This is a genomic window from Congregibacter variabilis (assembly GCF_045689235.1).
In the GTDB taxonomy this organism is placed as follows: domain Bacteria; phylum Pseudomonadota; class Gammaproteobacteria; order Pseudomonadales; family Halieaceae; genus Congregibacter; species Congregibacter variabilis.
Window position 1 is genome coordinate 252377 of the sequence record NZ_CP136864.1, and the last position, 15284, is coordinate 267660.

16 protein-coding genes are annotated in these 15284 nt (G+C 50.9%); 5 read left to right on the plus strand and 11 right to left on the minus strand.

Annotation, left to right across the window (positions count from 1 at the left end; genetic code table 11):
* Positions 1-138: 138 nt before the first annotated feature.
* Complete coding sequence (locus R0135_RS01095) at positions 139-456, minus strand: hypothetical protein (RefSeq protein ID WP_407348422.1); 318 nt, start codon at positions 454-456, stop codon at positions 139-141.
* A 482-nt stretch (positions 457-938) separates the two neighbouring features.
* Between R0135_RS01095 and R0135_RS01100 the strand changes: the two genes are divergently transcribed.
* Both R0135_RS01100 and R0135_RS01105 read left to right on the plus strand, forming a co-directional pair.
* A complete protein-coding gene (locus tag R0135_RS01100; RefSeq protein ID WP_407348423.1) occupies positions 939-1499 on the plus strand; it encodes a hypothetical protein in 561 nt (186 codons plus the stop codon).
* Between the two features lie 379 nt (positions 1500-1878).
* Positions 1879-2640: a hypothetical protein gene (locus R0135_RS01105; protein ID WP_407348424.1), complete on the plus strand. Its 762-nt coding sequence runs from the start codon at positions 1879-1881 to the stop codon at positions 2638-2640.
* Positions 2641-3136: 496 nt separating this feature from the next.
* On the opposite strand, the gene R0135_RS01110 is transcribed toward R0135_RS01105, so the two are convergent.
* Both R0135_RS01110 and R0135_RS01115 read right to left on the minus strand, forming a co-directional pair.
* Complete coding sequence (locus tag R0135_RS01110) at positions 3137-4297, minus strand: IS30 family transposase (protein WP_407348417.1); 1161 nt, start codon at positions 4295-4297, stop codon at positions 3137-3139.
* Between the two features lie 110 nt (positions 4298-4407).
* Positions 4408-4950, minus strand: a complete 543-nt coding sequence (locus tag R0135_RS01115) for a hypothetical protein (RefSeq protein ID WP_407348425.1) — start codon at positions 4948-4950, stop codon at positions 4408-4410.
* Positions 4951-5042: 92 nt separating this feature from the next.
* Here R0135_RS01115 and R0135_RS01120 point away from each other — a divergent pair, with 92 nt between their 5' ends.
* The gene (locus tag R0135_RS01120; protein ID WP_407348426.1) at positions 5043-6602 is read left to right on the plus strand and encodes a class I adenylate-forming enzyme family protein; all 1560 of its coding nucleotides are present in this window, start codon (positions 5043-5045) and stop codon (positions 6600-6602) included.
* A 211-nt stretch (positions 6603-6813) separates the two neighbouring features.
* Here the strand turns inward: R0135_RS01120 and R0135_RS01125 are convergent, their stop codons facing one another.
* From R0135_RS01125 to R0135_RS01140, 4 genes are all read right to left on the minus strand, one after another.
* Positions 6814-7290, minus strand: a complete 477-nt coding sequence (locus R0135_RS01125; RefSeq protein WP_407348427.1) for a hypothetical protein — start codon at positions 7288-7290, stop codon at positions 6814-6816.
* A gap of 191 nt (positions 7291-7481) precedes the next feature.
* Positions 7482-8165: a hypothetical protein gene (locus tag R0135_RS01130; protein WP_407348428.1), complete on the minus strand. Its 684-nt coding sequence runs from the start codon at positions 8163-8165 to the stop codon at positions 7482-7484.
* Between the two features lie 145 nt (positions 8166-8310).
* Entirely contained in the window at positions 8311-8799 is a 489-nt protein-coding gene (locus R0135_RS01135) for a hypothetical protein (RefSeq protein WP_407348429.1), read from the minus strand.
* 254 nt (positions 8800-9053) lie between these two features.
* Positions 9054-9296: a hypothetical protein gene (locus tag R0135_RS01140; protein ID WP_407348430.1), complete on the minus strand. Its 243-nt coding sequence runs from the start codon at positions 9294-9296 to the stop codon at positions 9054-9056.
* Between the two features lie 276 nt (positions 9297-9572).
* Here R0135_RS01140 and R0135_RS01145 point away from each other — a divergent pair, with 276 nt between their 5' ends.
* Positions 9573-10328 (plus strand): hypothetical protein, encoded by a 756-nt coding sequence (locus R0135_RS01145; protein ID WP_407348431.1) that lies wholly within the window; start codon positions 9573-9575, stop codon positions 10326-10328.
* A gap of 76 nt (positions 10329-10404) precedes the next feature.
* Here the strand turns inward: R0135_RS01145 and R0135_RS01150 are convergent, their stop codons facing one another.
* From R0135_RS01150 to R0135_RS01165, 4 genes are all read right to left on the minus strand, one after another.
* Positions 10405-11358, minus strand: a complete 954-nt coding sequence (locus R0135_RS01150; RefSeq protein ID WP_407348432.1) for a homocysteine S-methyltransferase family protein — start codon at positions 11356-11358, stop codon at positions 10405-10407.
* An 816-nt stretch (positions 11359-12174) separates the two neighbouring features.
* Positions 12175-12663 carry a hypothetical protein gene (locus R0135_RS01155; protein ID WP_407348433.1) on the minus strand — a complete coding sequence of 163 codons (489 nt, stop codon included), beginning with the start codon at positions 12661-12663 and terminating at the stop codon, positions 12175-12177.
* Between the two features lie 248 nt (positions 12664-12911).
* Positions 12912-13649, minus strand: a complete 738-nt coding sequence (locus tag R0135_RS01160; RefSeq protein WP_407348434.1) for a hypothetical protein — start codon at positions 13647-13649, stop codon at positions 12912-12914.
* A gap of 86 nt (positions 13650-13735) precedes the next feature.
* The gene (locus R0135_RS01165) at positions 13736-13981 is read right to left on the minus strand and encodes a hypothetical protein (RefSeq protein ID WP_407348435.1); all 246 of its coding nucleotides are present in this window, start codon (positions 13979-13981) and stop codon (positions 13736-13738) included.
* Positions 13982-14338: 357 nt separating this feature from the next.
* On the opposite strand from R0135_RS01165, the gene R0135_RS01170 reads away from it, so the two are divergent.
* On the plus strand, positions 14339-15238 hold the full coding sequence (locus tag R0135_RS01170) for an MBL fold metallo-hydrolase (protein ID WP_407348436.1): 900 nt from the start codon (positions 14339-14341) through the stop codon (positions 15236-15238).
* Positions 15239-15284: the final 46 nt, after the last annotated feature.

Here is a 15284-nt window from a genome sequence, read left to right on the forward strand (position 1 = left end):
GGTCCGGCTAGTGCTCTGGGATTAGCTCAGTTATGTGGTTTGCCCCAGTTCTCACGTGCCTACGTCTGCATTTACCGATCGACGTCTGTCGCTACCGTGCGAACTAAAAAGTCAGGTGGCTAGAGTATTAATTCACAACTAGTGTGACTTTAGAGTCGCCGCCCCCGCCAAAATCCGGTTCACTTCAGCGGTGAACGCCTCTCGGGTTTCGTTGATACCGAGTTTTCGCCACAGGGGTGCATAGTGTCGAATCTCATCAATGGTCGTAGTCTGATAGAAATCCTCATCCAGAAAGCCGTTCATGTACTGGTAGTGATCGTTATCAACGTCCCGATTAATTCTGTGAAGCTCAAGACCGACGCGGGATTTGTTACTATCCGAAAGATCCTTGCCCTCAGAAAAATCTCGGAAGGCTTCACGAATTTCCGTTGAGAGAACCAAGTTTTCTTGCCTCATTAAAGAGCCATCCATCGCCCTAAACGCTCGCTGCTGATAGTACTACGATTGCATCGCCTTTCTCGTCTCTCTCACCTCCACGCCGACTAAGACGAGGGATATCACTATAGCGGTCATTCCGACTATATCTGCAGCTTGCTTCCACTTGGGTTCGGCCATGTTCCATTCTCCCTGCAAAACATCAAGATCTGGGCAAGGGATGGTAGCGCGTATTGCAGGGCCTAGTTTAGACGGTGAAAAATTTGGTTCGGAGCCCCGTGGCGGAGTTACCTGCCGTCTTCTTTCCTACGGTGACACACAGCGTCTGCGCACCAGCTCCTCGGTGGTCTCTTTGGCCGAAAGCATCCGTTAAAGTCGTAGGATTCTTCTATAGGCTAAAGACGGACCTGAGGTGTCAAGAGACCTAGCCAGGGACCGCTTTCGCCTATTAAACGGCATTCACACGGTATGATCCGCATTGTACCAATAGCAGGGGGTAGATCGTGTCATTCATAGAGATAACGGCTGTACTGAGTAACTTAGGTGAGATCATCGGGGCTATCGCGGTGGTGGTGACCCTGTTTTATTTGGCAATACAGGTCAAGCACAGTAAGGAGGCTACCGAGGCCAATACCCGATCATTGGAGGAGAGTAGGAATCTAGCATTAGTACAGACGTATCAAGCAAACTTGTTTAGAAAAAGCGACTATTTGGTGAGGCTGTCTGAGTCACCAATGTTGTCGACTCGCCTAAAATACCGTGAGTTAGGCTATGACGCCCTTGATTCAACTGAGCGTTATTGTATGCGGATGACGATATTAAGTCAGGTGGCAGATGTGACCGCTCGCCATTACGCTATGGAAAAAGGATTAGCGCCTGAATACTTGGAAGCGTTTCCGGCACTTCTGAGGGGGCAAAGGAAAAGCTGGGAAGAATTTGGGATATTACCGTTGGGGGATGAATTTCGTGAGTCATTCAAGCGAGATGTGGCTAGAGTATTCTCTGAGCAAGACGAAGAGGTTGCTGCTTCAGAGGCAGCGCAGCCATCAGAGGAAAAGGCCTGAGCGACTAAGTGCTATAGGCTTTCTTTTTAATATCGACTTCTGATGTACGGGTCGAGGCACCCATAACAATCACAACAGCCGTCCCGGCACCCGCCCCCTGTTTGATCCGAAATTGAATGGCGGTAGCAGCTTCTACAATCTAGCCCCTTCTGAGGTCTCGGAGACTATCGCGATTCGCCTATAGCGCGGGATAACTCGTATGGCTTTTGATGGCCAGAGCGGACAGAATCGGCAGCAGAAACTCCCTCGGTTCAATGTCTCTAATGAGGTGTTAAGCGACATCGCCAGGGACCGCTCTCGCCTATGAAGGGTCCTTCAGACTATGCTCTAATCACAATAACTAAAGAAAATCAGACAGATCAATAGGAATACACCGCCTGTGCTTCTCCGTAGCCTGACCAAACACGTGAAAGATCAAAACTGGCTTGCGGTCTGGATTGACTTCGCAATTGTCGTGATTGGTGTGTTTATTGGTATACAGGTGGCGAACTGGAATGACTTTCTGAATGAGCGCTCTATTGAGCGTGAATTGCTGCAGCGTCTATATAAGGACTTTCAACTCAGTGTCACCGGCATTGACAGAGACATTCGTTTTCTAGAGCAGCAGGTGAGTGACCAGAGAGTTGTGATTGAGTTCCTCGATTCATGTTCTGTCGACGCTGGAATGGAGGATGTCTTCCAGCGCGGCTTGGCCACCCTAGGTTTTCTCAACCCGCCGCGACTTTATAGGCGAACGATTGATGAAATATCGGCGTCCGGCCGCACTGACATCATTCAGAATCGTACGATTGCTGAGGAACTTGATCAGATAGTTGCCTTAGTGGAATGGAGGACTTGGGCTTACGGCTCTCTCCAAGCATCCATGAAATCGACGACCGACGAAATACGTCGTCAACTGCGTCATACCCTTGAAACGGCTTACGAAAACCCCTTCGTCAAGGATTTCAAGGGAGGCGTTGACTATGATATCCAGACACTGTGCCAGAACCCAGAGACCGCAAACGCCATTTCTGGAATCAGCTTCGATACGCTGGAGAGGATCGAGGCGTATCGTCAGATTCGCGCGCGTTACAACGAATTTGTGCCACTAATTGCTCGAGAGCTCAAAGCTCGATGGAACATGGCCGTGGCCGAGAGGTGAACACATCGATTGTCACTTGTGAACCGCTCTGGTTACGGGCGCCGAAGCCTGAGATCGGCAGCGACCGGCGGCGCTGGGCATACCTCGCTTCACTCATCACCACGTCAGGAATGGTCTGACGAGGCTGCCGTCACCAGAGCTTCAGCGGGCAACTCATACGAGGTCAGGCGGTCCTCAAGTACGGACCGGTTGGGAATGGGTATTGAAGGGTTCGCGTGGTGGCTAGGCCGACGCGGCGGATGCTGTTCACCAGCTCTGTTCATAAAGGTCGCGAGCACACCACTTCTCTCGCCATCGGCCGGTCGATCCATCTCTCACTGCGATTAGTTACACTCGAAATCGCCGGTGCCGATCGGTCGGCACTGCTCAGGGAAGCCATGCCGGCGCCAGTGGTCGACGAGGTTTCGATCAATCATCTCCTGTTTTCTTGCCGGCGACTCTCTGAGACCCGGATAGCTGACGGCCCACCACCAACCGCCCGCTCCTGGCTGCGAATTCAACTGGTCGATGCAACACACGCATTAAATCTAGCAGCCGGCGTTTCATACTCCAACGTCTTTCTTGGACGCTCATTTAACTGCCTCGCTACCCAGTCCAGCTCAGCCTGTGAGTAAATCGATAGGTCTGTATATTTGGGCAGGTATTCGCGCAGCAGACGATTGGTGTTTTCGTTGGAGCCACGTTGCCATGGACTCTTCGGATCACAGAAGTAGACTTTGATATTCGTCTCGAGCGTGAATTGAAGATGCCTCGTCATTTCTGATCCGCGGTCCCAGGTCAGTGACTTGTACAACTCGCTCGGCAGCTTTCTGGACTGCTTGATCAGCGCATTAACAACGGTCTCACTATTCTTCTTATCGATTTTTGCCAGCATCACGTAACGTGAGTGGCGCTCAACAAGTGTCGCTACACAGGTCTTGTTTGAGCCTTCGATAAGATCGCCTTCCCAATGACCAGGAACAGCGCGATCTTCTACTCCAGCCGGTCTCTCACTGATGGAGATAGCACCGGGAATCCCACCGAGGCCGTCATCTTTAAGGGTAGAGGTTCGTGCCCGCCGGATATGGCGCTTCGAGCGCAGATATTCTTGAAGCTCCTTTTTCAGTGCTCCACGCGCCTGAATGAAGAGGCTGCGATAAATCGTCTCGTGCGACACCTGGTTCCAATCGTCTCCTGGATACTCTCGCTTTAACCACCCTGCAATTTGCTGCGGCGACCATTTGATCCGAAGCTTGGTCTCGACTTGCTGACAAAGCGTTCGGTTCAAAACCAGTCTACAGGCTTTGGGTCGAAGCGCTCGAGTCCACGCATTCTTGTCGGCGAGAGTGGCTCGATACTCGTCTGCGCCGCCATTCCTGTTGATCTCTCGGCTAATGGTTGAAGGGGCGCGTCCTAGATCTTTGGCGATCGTTCTAATGGGTAGCCCGGCAACGATACCTCTGGAGATCTCCTCTCGTTCAGACAGCGAAAGGGATCGATCAGGTCGTTTTCTTACCGGTGGACGAATGCCGCCAGTGCGCGAAAGGTATCCATGAATAGACGATGAGGTTCGATGATGTGATCGGGCAATCGACTTAACCGAATCACCCACTTTGTATCGATCCCAAATTTTGGATCTCTCTTCATCGGTGTACTTTCGCTTGATCCTTCGAGGCATATCGCAACACTCCCAGTTTTATTGAAAATAACAGGGTGTTGCACTGATCAGTTGAATTCGCAGGCGAAAGCGGTCCTTAACGATATCGCTTCATGCTACAACGCAGTCGTTCAACCCGACGTAGCATCCGTCAGTTTAGCTGCCTCTTGTCTGTGAACATCCCTCCATATGGGTCGGAGCAGCAAGCGAGAAAACATATAACCGGCAAGACACAGTGACCAGGCGATGGCAGCAATAACAGGGCCAGCTTCCCTATGAAAGAATATATCCGCCGTGTTCAAAACGTTAATTAAGACGATAAACAGGGTTTGACATTGGATTGCTAAGATCAACCTCTTAAAAGATTTTGTCCGAACAGAACCCTTAAGGTTCCTTTGTATGGCATACAGTGACACGATATAGATAATGGCTTCAAGCACGCTACATACAGCCCACAATGTTGTTTCCTTGACGCCAAAAGTGTAGAGAACAAAAGGGAGGGCAGACATAAGTGCCGCCAGCAGGGAGAATTGGAGAACCATAGTCAAACCAACTGCATCGGCTCTGCTAGCCGCTTTCGAGCCAGCAATTTGAAAGGTCGAGATAATGCCAGCGAATCCCGCTAGAGCAATAGCTGCTTCAACTCCTAGTATTAGTATGTCGAGAGATTCCATATTTTTCCCTATAGTTAGACTTCCAATAAGGGTGCTCCCAAAGAAGGGCGATAGCTAGACATTTAGGAATCGCGCTCTATTCGCAGGGATACATGCCAGAAGAGGAAATCAGCACCATGTCGATCACGCAAGCCATTCACCGCGGTAAACATCTCTACCCCGAAAAGCCGGCGCTGGTTTGCGGTGACCGTACCGTCAACTATGGCGAGGTGCACGATCTTGTGTCTCGCGGTGCAGCGGTCCTGCAGTCGCTGGATTCTTCGCCCGCCGCGCGGGTGGGAATCCTCTCCCTAAACTCGGACCGGGCGATTCTGGCCTTCCACGCAGCAATCTGGGCGGGCCGTGTACCCAATTACTTAAACATTCGCTGGGCCGCCTTCGAACTCAGCCAGTCGATCGACGATTTCGAGCCATCGGTCCTGATGGTGGATGACGCGTTCTTGGAGGTAGGCCGAGAAATGCTGAAGCGTTGTGACTCGGTGAAGTCACTGATCTACATTGGCGAGCAGCCTGCGGCGCCGGAAAAGACACTGCACTGGGTGGGATCGATAGCCGCAGCCGCGCCGCTGGTCGACAGCGCCGTCGGGAATGACGAAATGGCATTCCTGAACTACACCGGTGGCACCACCGGAAAAAGCAAAGGCGTGATACACACCCATAACACCCATATGGCGGCGCTAATGACCTGTATGGCTGAGGGCTTCTTCCAGCGCGGAACCTGCGCCATGGTCACGCCGCTGTTCCATATAAGTGGTATTGCAGTCTCCAACGCCTCCTTGATGATGGGTAACACCCTTTACATGTTACCGGCATTCGATCCTGGTAAGTTTCTTCAGTTAGTGCAGAACGCAGCCATCGAGTACACGTTTATAGTACCGACCATGATCAAGATGGTGCTGGATCACCCCGAGTTCTCCAGTTTCGATATCGCCTCTTGGGAATACATTACCTATGGAGCCTCGTCCATCGATGAGGCACTACTTCTGAGGGCGCGCGAGCAACTACCCGGAGTCAGCTTCATGCAGATCTATGGCCAAACCGAAGGCCTGCCTGCCTCACTGATGTTTGACGCCGACCATCGCGAGGCCGGGTTTGCCTCCGGCCGCACCCGCTCAGCGGGCATCCCGCCCCTGGGGATGGAGCTCAAGATCATCGACGTTAACGGCGCATCACTGCCGCGCGGCGAGGTCGGAGAGATTTGCATGCGCGGGCCATCGCTGATGAAGGGCTACTTGAATATGCCGGTGCAGAGCGCCGCCGCCCTTCAGGATGGCTGGCTGCACACCGGCGATGCCGGCTACGTTAACGAGGACGACTTTCTATACATCGTCGACCGGATCAAGGACATGATTATCTCTGGCGGCGAGAACGTGTACTCCGCAGAGGTAGAGAACGCCCTCGCGCGTCACCAGGCGGTGCAGAGCTGCGCTGTGGTTGGCCTGCCCCATGAGAAATGGGGCGAGGTGGTTCACGCGGATGTGGTGTTGTGTCCCAGCGCGTCCACAACTGAAGAAGCGCTGATTACGCACTGCCGCGAATACATTGCAGGCTACAAACTGCCGAAATCGATTAGCTTCGTGGAGGCCATTCCGCTGACCCCGGTGGGCAAGGTAGACAAGGTGAAAATCCGCCAGAAGTACTCCGAGCGCTGATGAGCGATCACGTGCTCTCGACAGGTCTGCGGCATGAGTCATAGCTCTTTACGACGCCGGAAGCTGCCGTTGGGGTAGCGGAAGCGGCCCCTAGCAGTGTCCCAAAACATCTCAAGCTGGTCTTTGAGCGACTCCCAGACCGCTAAGTTCTGAAGTGAGCAATCCACAGTATTCATCATTCGGTGGATTCGTTGCGAACTGGCTGTTTCGCTCACCTAGGCTTTTGCAAGCTCTCATTGACCTCTTCGACAAATGATTCGGGAAATGACTGTGAATCGCGAACCATCGGCCAAACAAACGCAGGGTCTCGCATTGCCACGGATGTAAACCAATCCTTCCAGTCATCGTATATTTCTTGAGAAAACACGCCTGCTTGCCTCGCAAGGTGGGCGCGCTCCCAAGCAATGAAGAGAAGATCTACATAGTACTGAAATCGAAGAAGCTCTTCGGCGGTGAGTTTGCTCGGATCGCCATAGCCTGTGGTCAAAATACGCGAAAGCCCTTCATTCTCAATCACCAGGATTCGACGTTGGAGGGTGTAGGTCAAGAGTTCTGCTTGGATGTCCGCGTCAGACTCCAACGTAGTCTGTCGTATCTCCAGCCCCACGTAGATAAGCGATAACACGACCGCCACAGCCGAGATGATTTCAGCGACCGCGACCCACGTAGTTAGACTGCGATTAGTCATAAGGAGTTTCCTTTGCCAGTTTTGGCCGTGTGGACGCTTCCGGCAGACGACAACCGACTCGCTCAATCATAAGAGAGACAGCGCCGAGGAGAAAGCAACCTTTCGCAATGTCTCAGAACACCTCGGAGGGGACGTTGCCTTAGAGATGATGCTTCAATTCGATAGTTTCGCTTTGATGTCTGTGGGTAAGGCTACTCGGACCTTGAGACCGTGATTTCTTCAAGAACTCGTTGGGATAGCTTTAAATCGGCCTGAATCCAGATTTGCGCAAGACGCTGCATATCGTAAAGTTCGTACAAAGCATTCTTGGCCTGCTTGTCTGCCCACAAGCCTTCGACATCGAATTGCTCCAATGACTCAGCAGATGGTTGTTGACTGGGCTGTCTGGTGAGCCTGTAGTGTGGCCGTATCGCCGCATGAATATCCGTAAAATTAACCGAGAATGGCACGCTCTCGTACGCTGTGACGAGGGCTTGTACCCGTCGCAATGTGGCTCTCAGTCGTGTTTCATCGAGCAGATCAAGGCGACCAGATGAAACCATTTCCAAGAAACTGATGGGCAAAGACGGCGGAGACTCTATATATAACCCGCTTTGCAGCTTGGTCAGCGCTGCATCCTTGGATAAGGCGTCGCCACTTTCAAGGGTCGTCAGCAACGAATCAACCGCGACTGTCGCTTCGTAGTGAATCTCTGACAATCGATTTAGTTCCGCCTTCCTGTCCTCAAAGTCCTCTTCAAGCCTTGTAATAAGTCTCTGAGCGCCGACTCGATCAGATTGATCTTGATACCAATTGGCAATCTCCATGCCGATGAATACACCCACAATTACGATAATCAGATCAATCCAAATTGCGAACCAATTCTGATTCTTCACGTGTTGTGTAACGCTTCTAAGTAACATGAGAGGAAATATAGCGGATACTTCCAACATTTACTCGAAGAATATCTGGAGCTTCACCGACTCTTTCTGGTGGTCGGAAGCGGTCGAGTTGGTGACTTCCCCTAATACCTCACAGGGGTCATTTCTCTTTTGAGCAAGAATTGAGGATATCGCCTTCTACGTAAGCGTAGAGCTGGGGATGATAAACGGTAGAGCCCATATCTTCCCAGAAATCGACATATCCTGGCATACATAGCATATGCCTGAGGTAGCCCTCCATTGCGCCCCAATGAAACTCATCGAGGGTGCCATTAATTTTGGCTAGGTAAGCAAACTCGAGTTGCCCAAGTCTGGCCTGTGCGACTCGATAGAAACGCCACTGTTCTTCCTTTGATAGCGCACCGAGATTCGTCTCACCTTCAATCATCACCCGACCAAGCGTCTCATCAGATGCCTCGGATAAATCGAGGTCAATCATTTTGTCGATCACTTGCTGCCATGAATTGGTGTAGAGGGCGTTAGTATTCTGACGGAGTTCAAGGCCGATAAAGATCAGTGACAGAACGACGACCGCTGAACCGAGTATCTCCGCGATATTCGCCCATTCTGATAAGGTCAACTTGCGCATCGAAGTACCCACTCTCATCACTAATACTGTCACAAGGATAGACTCTAAACAGGCAAAGCGGTCTTTAATCTAACTTCCGCTTCAACCTGAAAGCCGCCTTTAGTCCACAGACGAATCCTACGCCTTAAACGGATGCTTTAGGGCTGGAAGCAGAGTCTCAGCTACGCACCGATGAATTACAGGCCGCGGCGTAAACCGCATTTAGGTTGCCCGACTTATTCCGATTGCCTAGTCAAATTCCATTTGACCGGCAGTTAATCCCAAATGACCTTCGTCGGACCATTAGAGGTGAACCAGTGACAGCCCAATTTTTTTAAGTCGTCTTTGCTGGCATCCTCATCGTACCCAAGCTCTGCATCGCCGAGGTCGGATTTTTCATTCAAAGGTAACCACTTCCCACCGCCCGGTGTGGGGAGCAGCGATCCACTTGAGTCCAAGCAGGCCCCATAAAGGTCTTCGGAAACGGAACACTTAAAAAAGTACACGGTATCGCTCACTTAGCTCTCCATATCTGATCTAGATGGCATATCGCCCCACGTTGTTTCGACAAGCTAAAAACACTCAAACAAGCAATTAAGAAACCCCAGAGTCCGTTTCTAGGCGAAAGCGGCACCAGAGATGTCTCAGAACGCAACAGTGCAGACCATAGCATTAGGCGCAGTTCTGTCGCTGACCTGGGTGCAATCAGCTGCGGCTTGAATTAGCCCTGTTCAAAATATTGAGATTCAGCCAAGATAATCACATTCTTTTCTCAGGGTAAGTGCCTGGTGTTATTGCGTCGTTTTACTCAACACGTAACCGATCAAAATTGGTTTGCTGTCGTGCTGGACTTTGTCATCGTAGTGATCGGTGTCTTCATGGGCCTACAGGTTCAGGAGTGGGCGTCGAATAGACAGCTTGAGCAGCAAAAAACTGAGTACCTCAGCGAGCTTCGCGAAGAGATTACTCTGAATGTCTCTTTGTTCAGGGGGCGTTTAGAAACAATGACCCACGTATTGGAATCGGGTGAGCGGGCAATCGCGTTCCTCGAAGCGGATGAGCAATGTGATGCAGAATGTTGGCCGATTTTCGTTGATTTTTTTAACGCGTCGCAGGTGCTCTTTTCCCCGGTAACCAAAACTGTCTACGAAGAGATGCAGCGGCTTGGCCTGATGCGTTCGAAAAGTGTGAAAGGCGTAGTCGAACCATTCTACGTGCTGAGCGAGACATTGCTATCGGGCCTTGATTCATCGCCGGCATACAGGCAACGCTTTAGAAAGATGATATCTGCGCGAGCGCATAAATCTTTTTGGCAGACCTGCCACCGCATGGACGGCGTGATTGAATACCTGGTCGCTGACTGCCCGCTGGGTATAAGCGAGCAAGAGGTCGTCATTCTTGTGGAGAAGATTCGAGAAGATAGCGCAATTGAGGATGAGCTGAATTATTGGGTTGGCATGCACTTTTTTTACATGCCGATTTTCGAGGACCTAATCACGTACGGTAAATCCGCAATCGACGCAATTGATTTAGCGCTTGCGGACCGCTAGAAGTGGCCCAGGCGATTGGCGATTTCCTCTTGTGCCTTAGTTAGCTTGTGACTACCTACATTGCGGGCATGTCACACTAATTGAATCTATTCTCTAGCGAGTGTGCAATTTTGCTGACGTGACGCAGATCGGTGCCGCAGCAGCCGCCAAATACGTTGATCCATGGCATTGCCGATAATAGGCCCTCATACTGGCGTGCGAGTTCTTCTGGATCACCTGGGCCTAACTCTTCGCATTCATCCAGTTCTGCGTGACTGAGACGAGATGCATTGCAGCGAAAGCCGCGGATTCTGCGACTCCAGTCCGCATCGGTTAGTCGAGTAAAAAAGTGTTCGGGATGGGCGCAGTTCACCATAAAATAGCCGGCGCCGTTGTCAGTCGCATCATCGACATGGCATATCGCATCGCTCAGCGCTTGCCCGGTCGGGAGGCAGCCATCGGTCTCAACCGTAAAAGAAATGATGACGGGTAACCCTGCTTTTTGGCTGGCACGCACAAGGCCAATAGCCTCATCAGACTGTGTGAATGTAAGTCCGGTTATCATGTCTACTTCAGTTTGAGCAAGCCACCCAACTTGCTGTGAGTGATACTCCTCAGCTTCGTTTGCCGCCACTCTGGCCTCAGGAGCATAGGCGTCTCCACGAGGACCGATCAAACCATTGAGCACAATGGGCTTACTGTTAGTCTTAAACTCTTCTCTTAACGAGGCGATGAATCGGATTGCTTCATGATTTGCTTCTTTTAATTCCGAGTGTGATGCGCCAAGGTCCGAAGCCCAATGAGCGTGTGCCTTCCAAGTTTGGCTGTCCAAAATCATGCCTGCGTTACAGTCATTGGCAAGTCTTAGAAAGCCCCTGAAGTAGTCAGCCAGAGCGCTTCTGCCATTTGTATCTGGCAGAAGTGTGTGCGCGGCAAATTCACGAATATCTATCCCTTGATTAAAAATCAGGTCCGTCTCCAGCCCTGCGTCGGTTAGGAAAAATTCACCTGTCATTTGGGGTAGTTTTTGTCGATAGCGTGTTGTATTCATCTTCGTTTTCTCACTCCGGGTCTTGAGCTTGCTATCTCACGCAGTGACATCTTGGTTTTTTTTGGGGTGAACTGGCTGCGCCAAACCGGAAGCGGGTCTGAATAAGAATAGAGTCATGTCCGCTGCCAGGCGAAAGCGGTCCCTGGCGATGTCGTCTAACATCTCAAGGCGGACGTTGACCTACTTTGCTGATCACTTAGCCTAAGGTTCCGAACCTTCTGCGCATGGTGGCATTGTGCCATCAGAGGCAACAAGATAGCGGCCCATCAATGTGTTGCAAGCCCTATCTGAAGCCTTATGTTCCCCGTCACAGTTTGTTGCCTCACAGTACGCAGTGCATAGACCTCTAAGTCTTCCTGGCTCTAGTGAGGAGCAATCACCGGCAGGAGCAGGGGTGTCACATACGCCATCACCATTAGCATCATCGGGATTATCCAAAGGGCAAGCATCATTGCTATCACATACCCCGTCACTATCTGTATCGTTAGGGTTGTCGAGCGGACAAACATCCTCAGAATCGCAGAAGCCATCTCCATCTGTATCAATGCAAGTTTGCGCATTGACTGATATCGGGAGGAGTACGGGTAGAACGGCGGCAAGTAGCAGGCCAGCGAGTAACTTCATAGTGAATTCGTCCTTGATAATGGCTGGAGGCCTATACCCCCAGCTTACGTATTTAGGATAGTAGTTATTGGCCTTTTGCCAAGCAGATAAAAAATGACCGTTTTTAACTCACGGCGGTCATTGGCGTTTGGGGGGGCTCAACTCGTTGGACGACCTTAATCAGCCAGGAACGGCCATCCTAATTGTTGAGGTTCAGCTTACCGCTTCCAAACGCTGCCAAAAGTCCGTGTGGCCTACCTCATTGGTCATTTCATTGACCATTTTTACGAAGCCTTTGTTGAAGTAGCTACTGCAAAGTGTCCAGAGTTCGCGGTTTCGAGGAGTCCCAAGAACGAAGAAGATGACGTCCCGGTAGCTAAGCCAGGTATCGCCATCGAGAGCGCCAGCCTCGTACTGCAACCATTCGTGCTCGCGTGCGCGCATCTGCGAAATGATCCAGAACATTAACTGTGTTTTTTCTTCAAAGGTTGGCGTGTCGGGTCCTGACATGGAGCGACCCAGTGCTGGGAAATCAATAAATTTGTAAACCCCTCCCTGATCGGTAGCGAGTGCCACCTGACGTGCCTCCGATAGCAATAACTGAGTCCCTTGTCTCACTTGTAGTGCCAAGTAAATCAGGGTGATGACAACTAATACTACCCCAAGAATTTGCGACACGTAGGACCATTCCTCTAGCGTCATTTGTATAGCCTCCAATGCCATTCGCTACAGCAAACTAGCATACGATCGCTGATGCAGGAACGTCTGAGTCAGTTCGGAAGTAGAAATCGCGGTTGGTGGAAAACGAACATCTCAAGACAGGTGAAAGCGGTCGTCTGACGAACTTCCGCTAAAACCTCGCAGCAGGCATTACGAGTCGAAAGGATCAAGCTCGCGCGGCGATTAACAGTTGGCTCACATCGAGCGCTTATTAGATTCTCGCGCAACGCCTAGTCAACAATTGATGCTAACCAATGGGTAATGCTTACCCAAGTATCAGTGTATTGAAGGGGGGAACGAAAATTGAACAACGTAATTACAATAGCTCCGATAATATAAGTTGGATGAGCGAGCCTTCGACTATAAATGTCGTATCCGAATGCTAGATAAATCGGAGATAACCAAAGCAGCAAACGCACCGTGTGCCGTATCGCGGGCTCGAGTTCAAAGCTTCCAACGAACCGAGCTATTGAGGGAATTAACAGAGAGGTCGCGGCAACAATCATCAGCCTTTTATGCCGCTCTGGATTGAACCTACTGTAAGCGGCCGCCGCAAAGAAAACCGAGAAGAGGATCATGTCAGTGGCCGGAGCCAGCGAAGTATGCTCCACCGCCGCAATACCGCCATCGTTCAGCTTTGCAGTAAATCTCGCTATCGTTATCGAAAGGCCCATGACGACCACGCCAATACCGTACAGGAATCCGAGGTTGCCGATCCTTCTGTGGAGCCTAATGTTTCCCACGGCGACTAGTAAGCACTGAAAAATGAAGAGACCAAGCCACCCAACATAAACAGCGGCGTGAATGTGAATGGCCGTATCGGCTGCAACGCCTCCGCTCATCAACGGACGAAAGTACTGCGGCCAAAATCCGATAGTGGCCAGTACTGCCATGAGCAGACTCAAAGCAAGGTAAAACCTTCGAATCTCGATCATTGATTCTTTAGCACTGATACCGTGACTGGACATACGTTCACCTCCCGCTGATGATAGCCAAGCTACCAATTATGACTATAGGCTGCTGGAAGCGCGTATTAATAAGGCGAAGCTTTAAATCATTGCTCCGACGCTACTTCTGGAAGCCTGTAAATATCGACAGTTGGGGCGGTATCTCTGGTCAATAGCTCATCGACGTACTCAGCGAATCCAGTGTGAAAGAAACCCCTTCGCCGCCTCCAGTAGCGGTCCATGCCAGGAAGATGCTTTACACCCACAATTGCTGTTGTAACTGCCTCGCGAAACTCAGCATCCAAGGATTGCATTGTCGTTGCTGCATCACTTGCAGCCGCGGACCTTTTCATGGTCTATCGTTTTCCTGTTATTGTCGGGCAAGAATAGAGCTCAAGCCATTTGCGCGGATCGGGTCGTACTTAACCACAGCGCGATCAGGGCAATCACTTTTCTGGATATTTTCACGTATGTCTCAATTCAAAAGTTGTGGGTTGAAAAGCTGTGCCGATACGAGGGCGCGTCTAACAGTGGCAGGTCTGTAACAATAAGCTAAGTGACTGCCTTCTGCAGACTCTTTGGCTCTTAGACTTGGCTTTTGGGAGTTTCGCCTTATTGAGCTCCCGGCCGACCTTAAACTTGTCAAACTGCATATCGAACCACAAATGGTGAATGTCCCAGTGAAATCTTATGGCGCCAGTCGAACTTCCATGACATTCGTTTGGTTTATTATCCTCGTAGCGACCGCCAGTTCTCTGGCCGAACCGATGTTGAAGGACAAGCAATGGAATCATGGCTCCGCAAACTGCCTGACCGATGCTGAGCCAGCAATCGAAGTCTACTCGCATTCGCCCACTAGTTTTATTCTTCGGCAAAGTAAGTGTCTGAATTACGAAGCCCCCTTCATGTATATATTGGTCGGAGAGAAACTTGCGCTGTTGTTTGACTCGGGTGCTACCAAAGACGCATCAGTCTTTCCGCTGTATCAGACAGTGCGCTCATTGATCGGAGAGAAAGATTTGCTGGTCGTGCACTCACATGGACATCAAGATCACCGTAGTGCGGACATTCAGTTTCAAGGTGCAGTGGGGGTAACACTTGTTGGCCTACAGAAGACAGCATTGATCAATGCGCTGTCCATAAGCCAATGGCCTGACGGGCGGGGTTTGATTGATCTTGGGGGCCGGGAACTGGTTGTTATTCCAAGTTCAGGGCATCAAGAAGAGGCGATCTCGCTCTACGATCCCCAAACCCAATGGCTGCTCACTGGAGACACGGTCTACCCGGGACTTATTTATGTGAAAAATTGGAACAACTACCGAGACAGTATTGCGCGCTTGGCCAGGTTTGCAGAAGAGCACGATGTCAGCGCGGTGCTCGGTGCCCACATTGAAGCCACAGATAGACCCGGCGAGTACTATGCAGTAGGAACCGTGTACCAGCCGGCTGAAGCGCCATTGCCTATGGAATCAGACATCCTTGCGATAATTAATGCTGAGTTGCAGCAGTCGCCAAAAGCTAATCAGATCGAATTGTCCCGTCTTAAGATTATCCCGATGAATCTGATGCAACGTAAGCTATCTGACTTCGGCAGATGGCTAAGTCAATGACCTGCAAACAAGCCGGCTAATCTTAGGCGCAATCAGAACTTCATGC

What these genes read in the sequence shown, in the direction of transcription:
- R0135_RS01095 (WP_407348422.1), bottom strand. Translation starts at nt 456, where the DNA reads ATGAGGCAAGAAAACTTGGTTCTCTCAACGGAAATTCGTGAAGCCTTC.
- R0135_RS01110 (WP_407348417.1), bottom strand. Translation starts at nt 4,297, where the DNA reads ATGCCTCGAAGGATCAAGCGAAAGTACACCGATGAAGAGAGATCCAAA.
- R0135_RS01115 (WP_407348425.1), bottom strand. Translation starts at nt 4,950, where the DNA reads ATGGAATCTCTCGACATACTAATACTAGGAGTTGAAGCAGCTATTGCT.
- R0135_RS01120 (WP_407348426.1), top strand. Translation starts at nt 5,043, where the DNA reads ATGCCAGAAGAGGAAATCAGCACCATGTCGATCACGCAAGCCATTCAC.
- R0135_RS01125 (WP_407348427.1), bottom strand. Translation starts at nt 7,290, where the DNA reads ATGACTAATCGCAGTCTAACTACGTGGGTCGCGGTCGCTGAAATCATC.
- R0135_RS01135 (WP_407348429.1), bottom strand. Translation starts at nt 8,799, where the DNA reads ATGCGCAAGTTGACCTTATCAGAATGGGCGAATATCGCGGAGATACTC.
- R0135_RS01150 (WP_407348432.1), bottom strand. Translation starts at nt 11,358, where the DNA reads ATGAATACAACACGCTATCGACAAAAACTACCCCAAATGACAGGTGAA.
- R0135_RS01155 (WP_407348433.1), bottom strand. Translation starts at nt 12,663, where the DNA reads ATGACGCTAGAGGAATGGTCCTACGTGTCGCAAATTCTTGGGGTAGTA.
- R0135_RS01160 (WP_407348434.1), bottom strand. Translation starts at nt 13,649, where the DNA reads ATGTCCAGTCACGGTATCAGTGCTAAAGAATCAATGATCGAGATTCGA.
- R0135_RS01165 (WP_407348435.1), bottom strand. Translation starts at nt 13,981, where the DNA reads ATGAAAAGGTCCGCGGCTGCAAGTGATGCAGCAACGACAATGCAATCC.
- R0135_RS01170 (WP_407348436.1), top strand. Translation starts at nt 14,339, where the DNA reads ATGACATTCGTTTGGTTTATTATCCTCGTAGCGACCGCCAGTTCTCTG.